Here is a 17608-nt window from a genome sequence, read left to right on the forward strand (position 1 = left end):
ACGGGAAACTATTTTTGGAGGAGGCGCAGTTTATCCGGATTGCGCATGAAGTAAAAGTGCTCTACCCGGTCATTCTCTATGGATAGGACCATGCAGGTAACCAATTGATCGCCGTGATAATACAAAATAGCTGGCTCGTGGTTGATCTGCCGTACTTCGGCACGCAGTACCCGATACGTTTTGTTATAAACACCCTGTAAGAAAGTAGTGACCCTGTGCATACCCAGCAGCGGGCGAGTGGTCGCCACCGCCTTACCTCCACCATCCGAGATCAGGGTGATCTCGTCATGCAGGAATTGCTCCAGCTGCTTTGCATCGCCCAGTTGAATAACGGTCAGGTATTTATTGACAAAATCTGCTGGCACCGGATGTTTCGTGATCTTCTCGCCCTTGTGTAGCTGTTCTTTGGCACGACTGAGCAGCTTGCGGGAGTTATCGGTAGAGATGTCGAGCACCGCGGCAATTTCCTCATGGTCATAATCGAAAGCTTCCTTCAGGATAAACACCGCCCGCTGTTTTACATTTAATTTTTCGAGCAGCACCATCAGGGAATAGGAAAGTACTTCTTCCTGTACAATGCCCGCATCGGCACGCTCGGTGGCAACGGGCTCGGGCAACCAGGGCCCCGGGTACTCGCTGATGGTTTTCTGCTGTCGCTTCTTGGCATTGATGGCCAGGTTGATGACCGTTCGGATGAGGTAGTTCTTCTTGTCTTCAATGCGGTCACTGTCGACCGGGATGAACTTCAGGAAAGCATCCTGCACAATATCCCGAGCTTCTTCGAGCGAGCCGGTGATATTGTAGGCATACGTCGTCAACAGTGGGCGCCATTCATTCATAAACAAGACATCGATGGGGTGCAAAGGTAAGACAAAGAAAAAGGCAGGGAGTCAAATCCCTGCCTGTGTATCATTTCTAACCAAACGCAATAATAGACGCCGGCAATTACGGTCGCGATAGATTGGCGTAGCTCACCTCGAAGTTCTTGAAGCTCCCCTTGACGGAGAATTTCTTGTCGGTCGCATAATCGGCCGCATTGGTACCGGTAAACTCATACGTGCCTGTCAGTAAGGCACTATGATCGGCCGCATTGACTACAATGTTGGTTAAGGTGACGTTACCTGTTTCTGAATCGCCCGCCAGGTCTGCCGGATTTTGTTCGCCCGGATCGTTGCCATCCTCCGCCAATGTGACGAAGCTTACCAACACACAGCCATCCTGCTGGTGCTGGTCCATTTGTTTCTCCTGCGTAGTCAATATGTATTTGCCAGGCTTGAAAGTGGCCAACGGGTGGAAGTTGAATTGCAGCCGGAAAGAACGCTTGCCCGCGAGGTGCTCGCCGGAGAAATAAAGCATGGCTTTGTTATCTGCACTGAGCATGGCAGAACCATCGCGCTTGGTGCACACATATTGCTTGCCTTTGTATTCGATGACGAATGTTCCACCCCCACGCCGGGTATGATGCCGTGGTGGGGTCAGAAAAGAAGTACCAATGACCAATATGCCAATAATGGCTACAGAGATCCTTAATAATCTTTTGGGTTTCATGTGTTAGATTTTACTGTTTTGAATTTCGATGGCTTGGTACAGTGGTAAAGAACCGGGGCCACTTACCGCAGCGGTCAGCTGTGGAAGAGGCCCCGATAAAACAAGATTCGGTACTATTTATTGAGTTACCCGGATGGTGCCTGCGCCGTTGTACGAATGGTATTCACCATTGTACATCGCATCGGCGCTTACAGGTCCCATTTTATAGAGACCGGGCGACACAGCCCGTACAGCGTAATAATAAGTTTGGCGGCTATTGTGCAGGTCCACAAACAGGTTGATCCGGTCGTCACGCACATCGAGGTAAGTAGGGGTAGAAGCATCCTTGATCCAGTCCATGCCCGGTATCTCTTTGGTGCGGGGGTTCTCGATCTCGAACCCGGCCGGCAGCAGATCGGTGATCACGATATTCTCCACATCACCGTTGTACGCTTTCTCCAGCGTGAGCTGCACCACCACCAAATCATTCTGTTTGAAGGTATTGCCACTAACGGCCCTGCCATAGCGGTCAAAGAACTTGCGGCGTACCCGGATATAATTATCTTCTTCGATATACGTACCACTCACACTGATGCCTTCACTTTGCCAGAAGTAATACAGCCGGCCCTCGCCCTTAGTCGCTATCTCCACATTATTGTTACCGAGCTGCTGCGCATTTAATTTGAGGGTATTGGCTTCGGCTTTGCCAACCACCTTGCCATTTACCTTCACTTCGGCTACCGCAGTCGACTTGTTGGCCGCACGTGCCTGTTTGCCCAGCGCCAGGAAGCTGAAGGAACACTCCTGGGTACTGTACCAGGTACGCTGCTTGAGCTTATTGGCCACATGCTGCGTCATGACCGGTATCTGGTTATTGCCAGGGTCTACATCCAACAAGGCATTCAAGGCAATCGCCTCATCCCGGATATCGGAATAAAAGCTGCCACCAGTTTGCGTCACAGATACCTCCCCGGCAAACGAAGTCGGCAACAACTCCCTGAATTTGGCTTTGTCGCCAGCAATGGCATAAGCTACACTCAGCAGGTATTTACCATCCAGGCTCAACAGTGAAGGATTGGCTTTGTAATAGTTCATGACCGACACATTCGGTTTGCCCGCCAGCGCCAATACATACAAACTATACGGCACTTCTTTCGGCGCAATCTTCTTCTGCTCCTTTTGGTTATAATAATAGGGGATCAGCTCACGATTCTTCAATCGGTTGTTCATAAAGCTGACCAATCCATTCAACACGGTCTTATCGACATCGAAGCCCGCTTTCTGCGCTTCCACCAGGAAGTGGGCCGCATAGACGGAGGTCCACCACTGTTCGGTGCCCTCGCCATCCCACAAAGTAACACCGCCTGAATACAGCTGGCGCAGCTTGATCTTACGGATCGCCTCCAGCACATTGTAATTGGCGCCAGAATTAGTAGTTCTCGATTGCAGTTGTTGTACCATATCATCATAATACAACTGCGGGAAGGCAGCAGACACCGTTTGTTCGGTACAGCCATAAGGATACTGCACCAGGTAACGCAATTGCTTACCCAGCTCCAGGGCCGGACTGCGACTCACCACCAACTGGTACGAAGCACTGCCTGGCATAAAGTCATTGAGCGGGATGGCAACACGCTGTGTGTTTCCACCGGTAATGATGCCGGAACCAGTTTGTACCTGCAACGGCGAAGCCGGCCGTACACTGATCTCCGTTTCGTCACTGAACTTCTCGCCAAGGCCCTGCACCTCCACATTCACCTTACCTACGTTCACCTGCGGAGCAGCCACCACCTGGAAGATAGCACGGCCTTCACTGTTGGGATTGAGCGATACCGATTGACGGGCTTCGCCAATCACTTTGAGCGGACCGCTCACGTTCAACGCAGCAGTAGCAGAAGTGCTTTTAGCGGTCGTGTTGGTGATTGTCACCGGTACGGTGGCTGTATCACCCGGGCTCAGGAAGCGCGGCAGGGCCGTACTCAATACCAGCGGATCGGCTACAGTAATGGCCGACTCGCTGCTACCAAAGCTTTCATCCTTATAGGCCACGGCCATCAGGCGTACCTCGCCGCTGAATTGGGGAATATCAAATTCAAAGCTGGCCACACCGCTACCATCTGCCTTGGCGATACCGCTCCAGTAAGAAACGATCTTGATGCGTTTGGCGGGCATGGGGTTGGTGCGTTTGTTCATATCCAGGTCACCGTCACCACCCGTACTGCTCAGGCGGGCTCTCAGCTCGGGGAAGAGCAAGGGATACATATCATAGGCCTGTACTTCCAGCGCCTTGTTGGCGTAGAAGTGGCCATAAGGATCGGGCGTTTTGAAATCACTCACCTGTAATACGCCATTGTCTACCGCGGACAGGGTCACAAAGCTGCCTGGCTTGGCTTTTACTTTTACCACCTGGTGTGTACGGGAGCGTACCGCTTTCTGTGCCTCGATGGCCACATCGATCTTGCGGTCCTTTTCTTCTACCCGGAGGTTTTGGTAACCATGTGCTACCGTAAGCGGAATCTCGCTTACTTCATGTGGCTTGATGAGCGTTGCCGTTACAAACACGTTGGGCAGGTGTTCGGTCGTCAGCTTCAGGTCTACCGAGGCAGTCCTGTTCTCTACATTCACGTATTGATACGACACCACTTTATCGGTCTCCATCGTCACCAGCATACGGCCGCTGAAAGGCGTTTTGAACAACACCTTGGCGCTTTCGCCTGTCTGGTACGATGACTTATCCAGTTCGATATCGATATTGCCTTCCGGGTCTACTTCAAATGAGCTGTTGTCGCCACCCCAGGCCCCATAGCTATAGAAAGTGGTACTGACATAGCTGGCGGCACCAGGGATCGCCACCCGCAATTCATAATTACCGGGAGAACGGGGTACAAAAGAGAAAGCAGTAGACTCACCACTGACGGTCAGCGCCTGCTGGGCCACCACGCGGTCTTCCTGTTGCGATTCGTAGCGGAAATAGCTGCCTTCTTTGCGGAGGATAGTCCGGTATTCACGTTTGATCACTTTCACCTCGGCTTTGGCGCCACTGGCCACGTTCTCGTTTTTATCGAGCGCAATGATGGGGAACTTCACCGCCTGGTTGAGTGGGTAGTACCAATAGCCATCATTGGCGATACCGAAGAATACATTCTGGGTATGAATATCGGCCGTCGTACTGCGGCTGACGGGGCGGCCTGTTTCATCAAATACCGTTGCAAAGAAAGTAGCCTGTAACAGGCCTTTATTAGCATAGATATCCGGTACGGAATACGATACTGTAGCATTACCATGCTCATCGGTACTACCTTCTTTTACCGAGTTATCGAAAGAGATACCCTGGTTCTGCAGGCCGAAACTGAAGCGGTTATATTTCTTGGGACTAAAGTACCGCGTCTTGGTCTGTATCTCGATCTCGTAGTTGCGGTTGGCGGCCGGCGGACCGAAGAAATTGAGAGCATTCACACTCAGGGTAGCCGATTGACCAGGTTGCAGGGACGGCTTATCCAATTTGGCCGATACCTTGATCCTGTCGGGTACAAACTCTTCAATGCTGAAATTCTTACTGCCCAGCAATACGTCGTTGGAGGTATAAACTTCGAGTGTATAGCTGCCGGTTAATGCCGACACGGCAATATCGACATCCCCTTCTGCTGAACCTTGTGCATTGAGGGTTTTCCGGAAAGTCTTCAACTCCTTGCCATTGGGCATCAGGAACTTCAGCTTCACGGGCAGTTCACCCGGCGACTTCCACAAACGGTCACGCAGGATCACGGAGAAATTGACTTTCTCGCCCGGCCGGTAGATATCCCGTTCTGCATAGATAAAGGCATCCAGGCCAGTACTGTTGCTGCGCTTACCCCCTACTTCAAAGCGGGAAGTATTGACGCGGGTCGTATTGAAAGGCAGGTAATTGAAATCATCGGCCGTTTTGGCGATGATCATGGCCGGACGGAAGCCTGCAAACTCTTTGCGCGTCAAGGGCAGTTCCGCCACCCCTTCCGCATTGGTCGTACCGGCGCCCAACACCTGGTTATTATTGCCATAGGCAACGATATTGACACCACTGACAGCCTCTGCCGTTTTGATACTATTGGTAAATACGTAGATCTTGTCTTTGCCTTCTTTGGTAATCAGACCCAGGTCAGACTTTGAAATGAAGCGGCTATCGCTTACCCAGTAGTCGGAGGTAGATCGGATCTTGATATGGTAGATGCCTTTGAAATCGGGCAGGCGGTCCTCAACATTGAACGTAAACAACCGGCTATTGCCATATTTGGGCAACGACCGGGTATCTATCTCCTTTTCATACACTACATCGCCTACCGAAAGGCTACCGCTGTTGCCGTAATCGTCATCGTAATAATCTTCACCTTCGCCGTCGTTACGGTTGTCGGTAGGATAGTATCCATACCGTTGTGCGACCAGCAGGTTGCTTTCATAGATCTTGGAAATGATCACTTTTACCTTGGGGATGTTGATGATCTTCACTTCGATGTTCTGACTGCCTTTGGACGACAGGTAAACGCCTTTGCCATTGGCAAAGCTCAGCGCTGGTTGTAGTTCACCAAAAGCCACATCAGCAGTATGGTCTTCCCGCAGGGTACCGCCGATCTTACCACGAAGGCCTTTTAATATTTTAAGCGCGTAGGTCTTATCGGCATCGAACCCTTCGCTGTTGATGCTGAAACCGTCTTCCGTTTCCTGTACAGTAAACTTCACCGCAGGGTCAAACTGAATACGGTCAGCAATATTCTCCATCACGATCTGCTGGCTGGTGCGTACATAGACGGTACCGCCGGTACCATCGTGTTCTGCAGTCACGTCATTGATGGTAAGGTTGAAGGGCGAGGGAATGCTCAGTTTGTTCTCGATGGCTTCCTTCGTACCATTGGTGCCCCCTTCCGGGATCAGCCCTTTATCGAGCGAGAGTGTAGCGTCGAGGTCTTTGTCTTCTGCCTTGATACCCAAAATGCGCAAGGATAACTTGCTATCGTTTGACAGGGTGATGACTTCATACGTAGCCGGTTTGCCACCGATATTGAGTTTCAGCTTTTCCTTGATGGTGGCAGGGTTAACCGGGTAATTGAAATACAGGTCGATCTGGGGAATCGCCGTAGTGCTGCCATCGGCGAGCATCCAGGTCACGTTGGTAGCATCGAGCTGCAGGTACGGCGTAGAGAAATTCACTTCATCGGCCTTGCCGATCTTGCCATACTCACTGTATTGTAAGATGTCTTTGTTGAGCTTGGCCTTGAAACTGGTAGCGGGTGGTAGTGGTTTCGAGGGCGAAAACACCAGTTGATCGGGTGTTTCCCATCGAAAGCGCCCCGGTATCTTGGGTTCGAAGTCGATATAGTCGGTCGAATCCCATTGGTTGAGCAGGGAATCGTTTACCAGCGCCTGGTCGAAGCGGAATACCAGGTTGCCCAATGATTGCACCTCGCCTTTGGCGTTGGTATAATCGAGGTTAACGAGGTTCCTGTTACAGGCGTACAAAAAAATAACAACCAGGACGGTTGTTAAGGCCAGACATTGTTTGCGCATAAAGGGTTAACATTGACGTGATTGTTAAGGAAAAGCGGACGAAAAATACAAAATATCGGGAATTACCCAGCTTTCGTAGCAGGTATTAGTAAGAATATCCCGGAATACCATGAAAACCGGCCGGTAACGACGGGCGTTACGGCTGTATTTCGATGATCCATTAAAAATAAGTTAGAAAAGCTAAGGAGGGATGCTGGACGAGTCCATACAGGTGATTGTAGACGAAAGTTACATAACGCCCAACCCCATTTGCAAATCTATCCAGATAAGGATTTGTTAATTCCGTTTAGATGTCTAACAATTTGTTCAATGCGTGTTGCAATTGCTTTTTTTCAGGCAGGTAAAGCTGATATTTAGCCATTAATACTTTATTGGTAATTCCGGCGGTTGCATATTCCACCAACACATTGTCTTTGCAGGTTCCCAGTAAGATCCCAATTGGTTCGTTATCCCCTTCAGTTGCCTCCTCCTTTTTAAAGTAGTTGATATATAAGTTCATTTGGCCAACGTCGGCATGATCAATTTCTCCACGCTTTAGGTCTATCAAAACAAAGCACTTCAAAATGCGGTGATAGAAAAGTAAGTCCAGGCGAAAATGACGCCCGCCGATACTCATTCTGTATTGTCGTCCAATGAAGGCAAAACCTTTGCCTAACTCCAGAAACAGTTTTTGAAGATTATCGATCAACCTGTTTTCCAGATCGCCTTCGTGGAATTGATATTGTTCCGGAATATTGAGAAATTCGAGTACAAATGGATCCCTGAGTAGGTCCTCAGGCTGCTGTATGTCGTGTCCTTTATCAGCCAGCTTTAAGATCCCTTCTTTGTCAGTGCTGACCGCCAGGCGGTGGAAAAGCATGCATTTCATCTGGCGCTTCAGCTCTCGCACGCTCCATTTCTCTTTTTCACATTGCCGGGTATAAAATCCAATTTCCAGCTCGGAATCTGATTTTAGGATCTCGTAGTAATGGCTCCAGGTCAATTGGTGGGACAGTGTCCCACTAATCTTGAAACTAACATACAACCTCCTCATATACATCAGATTAGATCTACCGAATCCTTTCCCGTATACCTCGGTCAAATCCCTCGATAGCCGGTCAAAAAGCTTTGTTCCATACTCTGATTTTTCATTCCCATTGAGTTCAAATTCCACAATATGACGCCCAATTTCCCAATATGTTTGGACGAGGATGCTATTCACTTGCCTGGCCGCCTTCGCGCGACCAGCAGCCAAAAGTTCGCCAATGTTCGATACTAATTCTGTGTAAGGTTGATGTAATTGCATGCCAAATGATAGTTTGTTATTAAAAATCATTTGGTTGGGTCCGATTGAAAAAGAAAAAGCGGAGTAAGTACGAGAAGGATGTTCACTTAGATTTAAATCCAAATTAACGGTCAAAACCGGCTCACATCTTTTTAAAGTAATCAGTAGCGCTCTATCTTTAGCCCGTGAAAAACATCCGGGGCAAATTCAAAAAGGCGGGCAAATGGTTCCTCATCGTCAGCGGAGGCCTGTTCCTGCTTTTCCTGCTGCTGCAATGGATCTTCCCCCTGCCCGACCAGGTAGAATATTCCACCATTGTTACCGACCACAAAGACGAAGTGATCCATGCCTACCTTACCCATGATGAGAAATGGCGGATGAAAACCACCCTGGACGAGATCTCTCCGCTGTTGCGCAAAACCATCGTGGCCAAAGAAGACCAATACTTTTACTACCACCCCGGCGTCAACCTGCTGGCCATTGGCCGGGCCATGGTGAAAAACATATTCCGCCTGAAACGAACATCCGGCGCCAGCACCATTACCATGCAGGTAGCCCGGGCGCTGGAACCTAAAAAACGTACCTACTACAATAAAGTCGTGGAAGTATTCCGTGCCTTTGAGCTGGAATGGAAATACAGCAAAGACGAAATCCTGCAGCTATACCTCAACCTGGTTCCGTATGGTGGCAATATAGAAGGCGTAAAAAGTGCGTCCATCCTTTATTTCAATAAGAACCCCGATCACCTGTCGCTAGCGGAGATCACTGCCTTGTCGATCATCCCCAACCGGCCCTCTTCCCTGGTGATCGGCAAACACAATGACCGCATCGTGCAGGAGCGCAACCGTTGGCTGAAAAAGTTTGCAGCAGACAAGGTCTTTACCGAAAAGGAGATTGAAGATGCCCTCGACGAGCCACTGAACGCTACCCGCCTGGAAGTACCCAAACTGGTGCCCCACCTGGCCTGGCGCCTCAAACGTCAGGGCGGCGATATCATCGCTACGCACATCAACATGAATGTGCAGTCGAAAGTAGAGAAACTGGTAGAAGATTATAGTCGCACCCTTCGCCTGCTGAATATCCGCAATGCCGCGGTGGTCGTCATCGACAACCAGCAGCATAAGGTAGTATCTTATATTGGCTCGGCCGGCTTCTTCGACACCCTCGATGCCGGCCAGGTGAATGGCGCCGCGGCTATCCGGCAGCCAGGCAGTACCCTCAAACCCCTGCTTTATGGACTCTGCTTCGACGAAGGGTTGATGACGCCCAAGGCAGTGATGACCGATGTAGCTGTGAATTATGAGGGCTATGCCCCCGAAAACTACGATAAGCAATTCAATGGCTATGTCACGGTGGAGTATGCGCTGGAACATTCCCTGAATATTCCCGCGGTGAAAGGGCTGCGCATGTTGGGAAAGGATAAGCTCGTGCAAAAACTGGCAGCCTGCGATTTCCGGCAGATCCGGAAAGACCAGCAGAAACTCGGCCTTTCGATGGTGCTGGGAGGCTGTGGTGCCACACTGGAAGAATTGACGGGTCTCTACAGCTCCTTTGCGCAGGAAGGCAGATATTTCAGACCACAATATACCCGGGCCATCGATGATACGACGGTAGTGGCCAATACCCTCAGCCCCACCGGCTATTCGGTCATGAGCCCTGCCGCTACTTTTATGATCAACGAGATCTTATCCAAAGTAAACCGGCCTGATTTTCCACTCAACTGGCAGAGCACCGAACACATGCCCAAGATCGCCTGGAAAACAGGCACCTCCTATGGCCGCCGCGACGCCTGGAGCATCGGCTACAACAGGAACTATACCGTCGGCATTTGGGTAGGCAACTTCTCCGCACTGGGCATACCGGAACTCAGTGGCGCCAATGTGGCCACCCCGCTCCTCTTCAAAGTCTTCAACACGATCGATTACGACAGCGACCAGGAATGGTTTACCCAACCCAGGGATTGCGATAGCCGCGTGGTTTGTTCCGAAACAGGCCTCACACCCGGCGAACATTGCCACAATACCATTACCGACTATTTCATTCCGCTTATTTCCAGTACACAGCCCTGCAACAATATGGAAGAAGTGATGGTATCCCCCGACGAAAAACTCTCTTATTGCAAGACCTGTATGCCGGAAGCCGGCTATAAAAAGAAATGGTACAAAACGGTGCCGGCCGATATGCAACAGTATTTTGAAGAACACCGGGTAGCTTACCAAAAGATCCCGGTACACAATCCTGCCTGTGAAAAAGTATTTGCCGGAGGAGCCCCAGCCATCACCCATCCGCGCAATGGCGCCGAATACCTGATCAGCCGCAAGCATCCCGAGCCTTTGCAGTTAAGCTGCCGCACTGGCAACGATGTGGGCAAAGTGTACTGGTATATCAACAACCAATTCCTGAAGACGGCAGAGGCCAGCGCCAAACAATTCTTTATGCCCGAGGAAGGCCCGGTGAAGATCTCCTGCACAGACGACAAGGGCAGGAACCGCGATATCTGGATCAAAGTGAAGTATGTGAACCTATAAAATGACAAACGACGGCGCAGGCCGTCGTTTGTCATTTTATGCTGTCATTGACTAGTCGATCTTCTTCAGACTACCGTTGCCGGTAATGTTGGTAGTGGTTTGGGGATTGCCCTTGTAACGAACATTCCCATTACCGCCGATCCGTACATCGAGCTTTACGCTGGCATTCACATCGGCATTGCCATTGCCAAAGATCTCCACTTTAGTAGATTCCGTTTGCAGGTTCTTGGCGTCGATATGGCCGTTGCCGGTTGTTTTGGCCTGAAAGTCGCGCGTCTGTCCAATGATGTCGATATCACCATTGCCGGTCAGTTCGGCCTCGATCGCAGGCGCATCGGCTTCGATCTTCATTTCGGCATTGCCTGTAACCCGAAGGTCGAGCTTGGTGCTATCCGTGATCTTCGTGGTGCTGCGTACATCACCATTGCCACCGGCATGGATGCTGTGCAGACGGGGAGCAGTCACAAATACCTTTACGTCACGACGGGGGCGCAGGGCAAAACCTTCGCGGTCGGTGATCTTCAGCACACCATTTTCCACGTATGTTTCGATAAAGGGAGCAATATTATCTTCCGCCTCGATACGTACTGAATAGGGGCCGATGCCTACATACGTATCAAAATTGTAGCTCGCAGAAACGGCAGAGAAACCTGTTTCGGGCCTGTCGACGGTAGTCACATTACCATTTCCCCGAACTTTTTTACCGGAAACAAAATCGCAGGAAGTAGTCAGCAAAGCGGTGGCGGCGCATATCAATAGGATCTTTTTCATGTGCTTGGGTGTTTTGGCGATGACAAAAATGCTGATAAATATTGATTATATAGTGATTAGACGCAGCTTACTGAAAAAGGTTACGTAAAAAATCCCCCCAATACACAGATACCCCGCCAATACGACCTTCCAAGCAACGAGCTGAGTGTTAGCCAGTTCTGCGGGCAACGGGGACGAATCGGGCCAAAATGGCCCGAGCAGAAAACAGAAACTTTATTACCTTCGCAGCACCATGACGGAAAAGATTCTCATTCTCGATTTCGGCAGTCAGTATACTCAATTGATTGCCAGGGCCGTCCGGGAGGCCAGCGTATATTGCGAAATAGTCCCCTACCACCACAAAATTGAATTCGATCCCTCTTTAAAGGGTATTATATTGTCAGGTTCACCCTTCTCGGTGAACGATGCCAATGCACCCCTTGTCGATGTGGATGCACTGCACCAGAAACTGCCCGTACTGGGTGTTTGCTATGGCGCGCAGCTGACTGCCAAACAATATGGCGGCCGCGTGGACAACAGCAACAAAAGGGAGTATGGCCGCGCACTCATGCACAAGCAAAAAGAGGATGTGCTGCTGAAAGATGTGACGGAATTGTCGCAGGTGTGGATGAGCCACGCAGATACGATCCTCGAATTGCCCAAAGGATTTGACGTATTGGCCAATACCGACGCCATCCCCTACGCCGCCTTCAAAAAGAACGGCACAGAACAGCCTCTCTATTGCGTACAATTCCACCCCGAAGTGTACCACTCTATCGAAGGCAAGAAGATATTAAAGAACTTCCTCGTTAATATCTGTGGTTGCAAGCAGGACTGGACTTCTGCCCACTTCATCACCGATACCGTAGCCGCCCTGAAAAAGCAGATCGGCGACCGTAAAGTGATCATGGCCCTCAGTGGTGGTGTTGACTCTACCGTAGCAGCCACCCTGATCCATAAAGCCATCGGCGACCGCCTGTTTGGTATCTTCGTCGACAATGGCGTATTGCGCAAAGACGAGTTCCAGCAGGTACTCGACACCTACGCCACCATCGGATTGAACGTGAAAGGCATCGACGCGAAAGAACTGTTCTATAAAGAACTGGCCGGCAAAACCGATCCTGAAGCCAAACGTAAAGTGATCGGCAGACTCTTCATCGACGTATTCCAGGAAGAAGCTAAAAAAGTAGAAGGTGTAGGCCTGCTGGGCCAGGGTACCATCTACCCCGATGTAATCGAAAGCGTATCTGTTCACGGACCTTCAGTGACCATCAAATCACACCACAACGTAGGTGGTTTACCAGATATCATGCACCTCGAGCTCGTGGAGCCGCTGCGCGCCCTCTTCAAAGATGAGGTTCGCCGGGTAGGTGCAGAATTGGGTATCCCCGCTGCACTGCTCAATCGCCATCCTTTCCCCGGACCAGGTCTCGCCATCCGTATTCTTGGAGAGATCACCCCCGAGAAGGTGGAACTGCTGCAAAACGCAGACGACCGCTATACCAAAGGCCTCAAAGAACACAACCTGTATGATCAGGTATGGCAGGCTGGCGCTATCCTGCTCCCCGTTAAGAGCGTGGGCGTCATGGGCGACGAACGTACCTATGAATTCACAGTGGCCCTGCGCGCTGTTACGTCGGTAGACGGTATGACGGCAGACTGGGCGCATCTCCCTTACGATTTCCTGGCACATATTTCGAATGATATCATCAATAATGTGAAAGGGATCAACCGGGTGGTGTATGATATCAGCAGCAAGCCTCCTGCAACGATTGAGTGGGAATAACCGTCTTGATCATAATCCTTGTATTACAATAAAATATCTGTACGGTGCAGCGCGTTATTGCCTGCACGTACAGGTATCTTTACCAGGGACCACTATCAACAACGCTCCAACATGAAAAAGAATAGACTTACCTTGCACCTCACGATCCTGGCCCTTTTTTGCGCCACTATTACTTTTTCACAGGTTGATTCCACCAGCACCCGCATCGATTCTACGCCCAAACGTCATCAGATAGCCGTATTTGCACCACTGTACCTGGACTCTGCTTTTGACGCATCCGGACAGTACCGCTACGCAAAATCATTTCCCAAGTTCATCAATCCGGGCCTCGAATTCTGGGAGGGCGCCCAACTCGCCATCGACTCCATGAAGCGGGAGGGACTTCAACTGGATGTGCATGTGTACGATACCCGCTCCACCGCCAAACCGTTGATGACCGTATTGCAAAGCGAGCAGATCAAGGAGATGGACCTCCTCATCGGGCACGTGACCGTCAACGAAGCCAACCTGCTGGCACAAATGGCGGCCCGGCTCACCGTTCCCTTCATCAACGTCAACCTGCCCAATGAAGCAGGCGCTACCAATAATCCCTACTATGTGATCCTGAACTCGACGCTGGAAACACAGGTCACCGGGATCTACAAGTTCCTGCAAAAGAATTTCTCGGTGTCTACCGTCGTCGTGTTTCGCAAAAAAGGTGCTACCGAAGACGTGCTGAAGAATTACCTCACCGAAGCTGAAAAGTCGACCACCGGCACGCCGCTGAAGATGAAGTATGTGACCCTCGAGAACAATTTCACCCAGGAAGATATTACCGACTACCTCGACAGCAACAAGACCAATGTGTGCCTCGTAGCCAGCCTCGATGCTTATTTTGGTCAGCAGATCTGTCAGCAGCTCTCCACCGTCAGCAGCAGCTATACCACCACGGTGATCGGCATGCCTACCTGGGACCAGTTCGATTTTGAGAAGCCGGTGTTTAAAGGCATCGAGATCTATTATAGTACCCCCTTTTATGTGCCACCCACCGATAAACTGGCCACCTCCCTCAGCGAGCATTTCAGGGTCAACTATTATTCACGTCCCAGCGACATGGTGTACCGCGGCTATGAAAGTGTGTACCATTTCAGTCACCTCCTCCATTTACACGGCAAGAATGTTGCCTCCAGCCTGAGCGACAAAAAGTTCAAGCTCTTCAGCGAGTTCGACGTGCAACCTGTAATCGACAAAAAGACCATGACCCTCGACTTCTTTGAAAACAAAAAGCTTTACTTCCTCAAAAAGGTAGATGGCGTTGTAAAAGCTGTTTACTAAAACCTTACTGTAATTACCGTCTTTATCAGGATGGCGACAGCCATCGCTCTACCGGCCTTAAATTTGCATCAGCCAATGCTACCGGAGCAGGCGTGAACGGAACTGAACCCTCATCGCTCTTCCCGGCTTACAAGATATGGGTCAAATCATCGAGTTTACAGATAGTGGATTGTATTGCCCGGCGGGGCAATTCTACATCGATCCCTGGAAGCCGGTTGACAAGGCTGTGATCACCCACGCCCATAGCGACCATGCCCGTCCAGGCAATGGATCCTATCTCTGTCATTATGCCTCCACGCCCATCCTGCAACTACGATTGGGTGACAATGCCTACCAAAGTATCGGCTGGAATGAACCCATCCAGTTCAACGGAATAAAACTATCCTTACACCCGGCCGGCCACATTATTGGCTCTTCACAGGTGCGCATCGAGCAGGACGGAGAAGTTTGGGTGGTAAGCGGCGATTACAAAGTAGAGAACGACAGCATCAGTGGTGCCTTTGAACCCGTGCCCTGCCATACCTTCATTACCGAATCGACCTTTGGATTACCCATTTACAACTGGAAGCCACAGGCAGATATCTATACCGATATCCGCAACTGGATACACAGCAACCAGTTGGCCGGCAAAACCTCCGTATTGATCGCCTATAGCCTGGGCAAAGCACAACGGGTATTGCAAGCCATAGCCCACCTGACAGGTAAGGTCTTTGTGCATGGCGCTATCTGGAATACACACCAGGTGCTGCTGCAAGCCGGCTGGCAATTGCCGGAAGTGATCCGGGTAACGCCGGAACTGCCTAAGGAAGCGTTTAAAGGACAGGTAGTGATAGCGCCTCCTTCTGCCGACGGCACCCCCTGGATGCGCCGCTTTGCGCCCTACAGTGTTGGTGTATGCAGTGGCTGGATGCAGGTGCGCGGACACCAGCGCAGGAGGAACGCCGACGCTGGTTTCGCACTCAGCGATCATGCCGATTGGAAAGGCCTGCTGCAGGCCGTCAAAGCTACCGGAGCCACCAAAGTATATGCTACGCACGGATTTCAGGCAGTGTTTAGTCGCTACCTGACTGAGCAGGGTATCGAAGCGGCCGAGGTGAAAACAGAATATGGTACCGAAGAAGAGGAAGCCATTACAGAACCGGAGAAGACCGATGAATAACTGTATCACGATATCGATCAACAGTTGGCCCCAGCACCTTACACCAGGCATTGATCAGCGTCATTTTTCAAAGCAGTTACTTTGAGCAACACGACCGACCATACGATCCATATGCCCGGCCTGGGAGGCATGCAACAGTTTGCCCAACTGGTGCAGGACCTGGGTATGCATACCAAGACCAATGACAAGCTGGAAGCCCTAGTTCATTATTTCACCCATGCGAACGACAAAGACAAGGTATGGGTGATCGCCTTGTTCAGTGGACGTCGACCGCGACGAACCATCAACTCTACGCAATTGCAGACCTGGTGTGCCGAAGTAGTCGGCCTGCCTTTGTGGTTGCTGGAAGAAAGCTACCATACCGTAGGCGACCTGTCAGAAACGATCGCCCTGCTCATTCCGGAACAAAATAATCCTGCTGTCAACGGACAGCCATTACATTACTATGTGGAGCAATTCCTGCAACTGGAAAAAGCCGATGAAGCAACCAAGAAAGATTTTATCCTGCACTCCTGGCAGGAACTGACCAGCAAGGAAAGATTTGTATTCAATAAACTACTGTCCAGCACCTTTCGTGTAGGCGTATCTCAAAGCATGATGGTGAATGCGCTGGCCAGGATCCTGCAGCTGGAATCAAGCGTGATTGCGCACCGCATCAGCGGCAACTGGGATCCATCCACGACCAGCTTTGACGCGTTGGTAAGTGGAGAAGGCGGCTCGGTCGACCACTCAAAGCCCTATCCGTTTTACCTCGCGTATGCTATTGAAGAAGAAGTGGCCGCCCTGGGTGATCCGGCCGACTGGCAAGCAGAATGGAAATGGGATGGCATCCGGGGACAAATCATCAAGCGCAACGGACAGCTGTTTGTATGGAGCCGGGGTGAAGACCTGATCACAGAAAAGTTTCCCGAGTTCGCCGCACTCCTCGATAAACTGCCCGAAGGGGTCGTTATCGACGGGGAGATCCTGCCCGTCAAAGATGAACAGGTCCTCAACTTCAATGTGCTGCAAACCCGTATTGGCCGAAAGAACGTCACCAAAAAACATTTGCAGGAAGCACCCGCCGGCTTGTATGCCTATGACCTGCTCGAGTTGGACGGACAGGACATCCGTCACCTTTCACTCACCGAAAGAAGAGCAGCCCTTGAAATATTGATACAGGGTCTGCAGTTGCCATTTGTTCAGTTGTCACCCATCGTCACTTTCGACGACTGGCAACAACTAACCACCCTACGGGAATCGGCCCGTGACCTCAACAGCGAAGGGCTGATGCTGAAACGAAAATCCTCCGCCTACCTCGTGGGCCGTAAACGGGGCGACTGGTGGAAATGGAAGATCGACCCGCTGACGATCGATGCCGTCATGGTGTATGCGCAGAAGGGAACCGGCCGCAGAAGCAACCTGTATACCGATTACACCTTTGCCGTAAAAGATGGCGATAAACTGGTCACGTTTACCAAGGCCTACAGCGGCCTCACTGATAAAGAGTTTGCCCAGGTGGATAATTTCGTGAAGCGGAACTCCATCGAGAAATTTGGTCCCGTACGCACCGTAAAACCCGAACTGGTATTTGAGATCGCCTTTGAAGGCATCGCCGCCAGCAACCGCCACAAATCGGGCGTGGCCTTGCGTTTTCCCCGCATGAGTCGTTGGCGCACAGACAAAAAAGCCGATGAGATCAATACCCTCGACGACCTTAAAAAGATGCTGGCGTTGTATGGAAAATGAGTGCCCGGGAAATT

General features: G+C 50.8%; 10 protein-coding genes. 5 read left to right on the plus strand and 5 right to left on the minus strand.

Going from position 1 to position 17608, the window contains the following annotated elements:
• Positions 1-8: 8 nt before the first annotated feature.
• The 4 genes from P2W70_RS12705 to P2W70_RS12720 all read right to left on the minus strand — a co-directional run bounded on the left by P2W70_RS12705 (position 9) and on the right by P2W70_RS12720 (position 8350).
• On the minus strand, positions 9-839 hold the full coding sequence (locus P2W70_RS12705) for a sigma-70 family RNA polymerase sigma factor (protein WP_276481845.1): 831 nt from the start codon (positions 837-839) through the stop codon (positions 9-11).
• A 106-nt stretch (positions 840-945) separates the two neighbouring features.
• Positions 946-1548: a hypothetical protein gene (locus P2W70_RS12710; RefSeq protein ID WP_276481846.1), complete on the minus strand. Its 603-nt coding sequence runs from the start codon at positions 1546-1548 to the stop codon at positions 946-948.
• Positions 1549-1665: 117 nt separating this feature from the next.
• Positions 1666-7065, minus strand: coding sequence for an alpha-2-macroglobulin family protein (locus P2W70_RS12715; protein ID WP_276481847.1), 5400 nt, complete (start codon positions 7063-7065; stop codon positions 1666-1668).
• 286 nt (positions 7066-7351) lie between these two features.
• Positions 7352-8350, minus strand: a complete 999-nt coding sequence (locus P2W70_RS12720; protein ID WP_276481848.1) for a PDDEXK nuclease domain-containing protein — start codon at positions 8348-8350, stop codon at positions 7352-7354.
• Positions 8351-8514: 164 nt separating this feature from the next.
• On the opposite strand from P2W70_RS12720, the gene pbpC reads away from it, so the two are divergent.
• Positions 8515-10857 (plus strand): penicillin-binding protein 1C, encoded by a 2343-nt coding sequence (pbpC, locus tag P2W70_RS12725; protein WP_276481849.1) that lies wholly within the window; start codon positions 8515-8517, stop codon positions 10855-10857.
• A 51-nt stretch (positions 10858-10908) separates the two neighbouring features.
• Here pbpC and P2W70_RS12730 read toward each other — a convergent pair whose 3' ends face one another.
• On the minus strand, positions 10909-11628 hold the full coding sequence (locus tag P2W70_RS12730; RefSeq protein ID WP_276481850.1) for a head GIN domain-containing protein: 720 nt from the start codon (positions 11626-11628) through the stop codon (positions 10909-10911).
• A 232-nt stretch (positions 11629-11860) separates the two neighbouring features.
• On the opposite strand from P2W70_RS12730, the gene guaA reads away from it, so the two are divergent.
• The 4 genes from guaA (at position 11861) to P2W70_RS12750 (ending at position 17594) form a co-directional block, all read left to right on the plus strand.
• Positions 11861-13393: a glutamine-hydrolyzing GMP synthase gene (guaA, locus tag P2W70_RS12735; RefSeq protein ID WP_276481851.1), complete on the plus strand. Its 1533-nt coding sequence runs from the start codon at positions 11861-11863 to the stop codon at positions 13391-13393.
• A 111-nt stretch (positions 13394-13504) separates the two neighbouring features.
• Positions 13505-14707 carry an ABC transporter substrate-binding protein gene (locus P2W70_RS12740; RefSeq protein ID WP_276481852.1) on the plus strand — a complete coding sequence of 401 codons (1203 nt, stop codon included), beginning with the start codon at positions 13505-13507 and terminating at the stop codon, positions 14705-14707.
• A gap of 136 nt (positions 14708-14843) precedes the next feature.
• Positions 14844-15866: a ligase-associated DNA damage response exonuclease gene (locus P2W70_RS12745; protein ID WP_276481853.1), complete on the plus strand. Its 1023-nt coding sequence runs from the start codon at positions 14844-14846 to the stop codon at positions 15864-15866.
• Positions 15867-15947: 81 nt separating this feature from the next.
• Positions 15948-17594: an ATP-dependent DNA ligase gene (locus P2W70_RS12750; RefSeq protein WP_276481854.1), complete on the plus strand. Its 1647-nt coding sequence runs from the start codon at positions 15948-15950 to the stop codon at positions 17592-17594.
• Positions 17595-17608 lie beyond the last annotated feature (14 nt).

This window comes from Paraflavitalea pollutisoli (assembly GCF_029360705.1).
Classification (GTDB): Bacteria; Bacteroidota; Bacteroidia; order Chitinophagales; family Chitinophagaceae; genus Paraflavitalea; species Paraflavitalea pollutisoli.

What these genes read in the sequence shown, in the direction of transcription:
- P2W70_RS12705 (WP_276481845.1), bottom strand. Translation starts at nt 839, where the DNA reads ATGAATGAATGGCGCCCACTGTTGACGACGTATGCCTACAATATCACC.
- P2W70_RS12710 (WP_276481846.1), bottom strand. Translation starts at nt 1,548, where the DNA reads ATGAAACCCAAAAGATTATTAAGGATCTCTGTAGCCATTATTGGCATA.
- P2W70_RS12715 (WP_276481847.1), bottom strand. Translation starts at nt 7,065, where the DNA reads ATGCGCAAACAATGTCTGGCCTTAACAACCGTCCTGGTTGTTATTTTT.
- P2W70_RS12720 (WP_276481848.1), bottom strand. Translation starts at nt 8,350, where the DNA reads ATGCAATTACATCAACCTTACACAGAATTAGTATCGAACATTGGCGAA.
- P2W70_RS12730 (WP_276481850.1), bottom strand. Translation starts at nt 11,628, where the DNA reads ATGAAAAAGATCCTATTGATATGCGCCGCCACCGCTTTGCTGACTACT.
- guaA (WP_276481851.1), top strand. Translation starts at nt 11,861, where the DNA reads ATGACGGAAAAGATTCTCATTCTCGATTTCGGCAGTCAGTATACTCAA.
- P2W70_RS12740 (WP_276481852.1), top strand. Translation starts at nt 13,505, where the DNA reads ATGAAAAAGAATAGACTTACCTTGCACCTCACGATCCTGGCCCTTTTT.
- P2W70_RS12745 (WP_276481853.1), top strand. Translation starts at nt 14,844, where the DNA reads ATGGGTCAAATCATCGAGTTTACAGATAGTGGATTGTATTGCCCGGCG.